Source organism: Micromonospora sp. 4G55 (assembly GCF_016803375.1).
Map to the genome: position 1 here is coordinate 1 of NZ_JAEVHN010000692.1, position 3,172 is coordinate 3,172.

Consider the following 3,172-nt stretch of genomic DNA (forward strand, 5'->3'; position numbering starts at 1 on the left):
TCGACTACTGCCGCTGACCTGCTCGTCCTGTCGACTCGCGTCGGCTCATGACCGGGCCAGTCTGCTGGCTTGGCTGTACGGATGGCTGTACAGCCACACGGTTTAGGAAGTGTGGATACGGCCGCAAGTTGCTCGGCAGTGACCTGGCTTGACCTGCGTCGCCACGCTGGCTGCCGCCCAGGAGCTGACCGCCATTGACCGTCGTCGCCCATCCCAACGGGCACGCAACGGGCACGACGGGATCGAGATGGTCGCGCTCGCACCGAGATGGGGAAGCCTGAACGAGGCCCGTAACCGCAGGTCCTAGTACTCCAGCCGGGGATCGTGATCACGGTTCGATGAGGGCTTGTCGGGCGTAGTGGCTGGTCTTGGCTCGGGCTTGGTGACGGCGCCGGCGGATGGACCAGGACAGCGGGTCGCAGCGTCGGCGGGTGGGTTCGATGATCAGGACGTTGAACAGGTGGCGTAGCTCGTTGACGGTCAGCGGGATCAGGTCGGCCGGGTTGTGGCGGTGGCGGTGGCCGGCGGTCGCGGCGGCGAGGAAGGCGTGGGCGAGGATCGCGAGGGTGGTCCAGCGGTGCCAGGACGTCCAGCGGCGGTGTTGGTGCTGGTCGAGGCCGAGTCCGGTCTTGGCGGCTTGGAACGATTCCTCGATCTTCCAGCGCCGGCCGGCGACCGTGACGAGCGTGTGCAACGCGGCGGGTTCGGGTGACCAGCAGCGGTAGAAGGCCAGCTTGCCGGTCCTGCGGTTGCGGCGGATCAGCAGCCAGTGGTGCCCGTCGTGGGCGTCGGCGGCGTGTGGCAGGGCGGTGAAGGACCAGTCGTAGTAGCGGTAGCCTTTCGCGCCTCGACCGGCGGACACGCGCTGCCAGGCGGTGGTGGGAAGACCCGCGGCCAGCACATCGACGCGGTGGGTGCCGATGCCGGTGGTCACCTGATGCGAGCAGGCCACGGCCAGGACGTAGCCCAGTCGCAGCTGACGGAGCCGGGCGGCCAGGCGCGGATCATTGCCGTAGGCCTCGTCGCCGGCCGCCCACCGGCACGGCAGCCCGGCAGTGACCGCGGCCTCGATCATGCGGGACGCCAGTTGCGGCTTGGTCGCGAACCGCACGGTATCCGGGATGCCGGCCTCGCTGCGCCGCTCAGGGTCGTCGCACCAGGACTTCGGCAGGTAGAGAGCCGTGTCGAGCATCGCGTGAGCAGCCTCGGTGGCGTAGACGAGATGCACGGCGAGCTGACAGTTCTCGATCTTGCCGGCCGTGCCCGAGTACTGCCGTTGAACACCGACAGTGTGCCGTCCCTTCTTCAGATCACCCGTCTCATCGAGGACCAGCACGGCTTCGGCATCGCCGAGCTGCCGGGCGACGAACGCGCGGACGTCGACACGGACCGCGGTGTCGTCCCACTTCACCCGGGTCAGTAGGTCCTGCATCCCGTCCGGGCCGGCGTCTCCGGCGTGCTCCGCGATGGTCCAGCAGTTCTTCGTCGGCAAGGGCGCCAGCAAGCCCCGGACGAAGTCACGCACCCGACGGCGAGGCTCCGGCCTGCGGAAACGATGCCCGACCGTCAACATCAGGTCGTCGAACAACACCCGCCACCGTTGGGCGTCTACCCTGTATCCGGCAGCCACCGCTGCGTCATGGTCAGTCCACACAACCGTCCATGATCGACGGTGGCTGCCCTCGTTCCCCCATCGCACCGAACCGCAGCTCAACCGAGGTCAACATCCCCGGCTGGAGTACTAGGGACGACGTGATACCCAGAGCCCACCGTAGACTGACCCGGTGAATGCGGAGGAGGCAGACCAATGATCGTTCTCTTGGACGCCACCGTATTCGTGAAGGACCCCATGTGCTCTGGGGTTGCCTGGCGTGTCCTTGCGCACCGCATGCCAGCTTGGAGCGTGGATGTTCGCGTAACCGAAGTTGTCATCGCAGAGGCGGTCGCGGGCTTCGGACGTCGTATTGACGAAGCCCTTGTAGGGCTCGACCGTTGGTCTGGCAAGCATGCCGGAGCGCTAGGACTATCTGCCATTGCCAGCACTGCACATACCGACATCTCCGCGTTCAAAGCCGCTTATGAAGACCGCCTTCATGGGCTCCTCCGCTCGGCAAGAGTAGAAGTTATTCCTCCGGCGGACGTGCCGCACATGGACATGGTTAATCGAGCCACCAAGCGGCGGAAGCCTTGTGACCAAAGCGGGAACGGCTATAGGGACACGTTAAACTGGCTAACCCTGATGAAGGTTGCTAATGAAGATCCCGAGCGAGAAGTCGTTTGGGTAACAGACAACACTAGAGACTTTGCTGACGAGAGTGGGACGGGATTGCATCCCCAGCTCGTTGATGAACTCCGCGCGGCGGGTGCCGAACGTGTGCGGTGGATGCCTTCCTTACAGGCGCTGGCACTAGAACTCGCCACAAGGCTTGGATCCGGCGACAACTTCGACCTAAGTACGGCGGAAAGCCAGCTGCGGGATGAAGCCGTCGCAGAATATTTGGGCGACAACATCTTCGACGCCATCTTGCATCATGATATCGATCCCCGCACCTGTGGGCTCCCACTGGAGACCGATGAGGGCGTCATCGTTGGACACGGCTACCCACGTGACGTTGAGATTGCCGTTCGGAGGATTTCGAGCGATGAGGCCGTCGCCGAGTTCAGTGCCGTGCTCGATACAAGCATTGCTATCACGCCTCTTCCTGGGATGTCTTTCTCTAGTCCAGAGGTAGTGGTCCTTCCCAACTCACCCACTGTGACTGGCCTAGTTGAGAAGCCGCTAATCTATCGGGGAATTATGACTTTGGGCGACTACGACCGGCCGGTCGCAGTCGAACTGGCGCGGATCGAAGCAACGCCTGACGATCCAGGCGTATCGGCGTGGGCAGCTCGTGAAGCATACGAGCGGGTCCGTGAGGAAGAGGTGGCCGTCCGTCACGCAGTCCAACAAGCGCAGAGCCAGGAGGAGGCGGCTCGTCGGGCGGCCGAGGCGGCACTGCGCCATGAGGAAGCGATTCGCCGCGGGACCCACCAGGTGCACGTGCGGGAAGAGGCGGCTCGTCGGGCGGCCGAGGCGGCACTGCGCCATGAGGAAGCGGTTCGCCGTGCGACCCACCAACTGAACGTGCGGGAAGAGGCGGCTCGTCGGGCGGCCGAGGCGGCACTGCGCCAT

2 protein-coding genes are annotated in these 3,172 nt (G+C 64.8%); one reads left to right on the forward strand and one right to left on the reverse strand.

Features of this window, described 5'->3' with window-relative positions; translation table 11 throughout:
- Nucleotides 1–328: 328 nt before the first annotated feature.
- Nucleotides 329–1,573, reverse strand: a complete 1,245-nt coding sequence (locus JNW89_RS32480; RefSeq protein ID WP_238451963.1) for an IS701 family transposase — start codon at nt 1,571–1,573, stop codon at nt 329–331.
- Between the two features lie 234 nt (nt 1,574–1,807).
- On the opposite strand from JNW89_RS32480, the gene JNW89_RS32485 reads away from it, so the two are divergent.
- Nucleotides 1,808–3,172, forward strand: a 1,365-nt coding sequence (locus JNW89_RS32485) for a PIN domain-containing protein (protein ID WP_238451962.1), incomplete at its 3' end; no start/stop codon positions are given.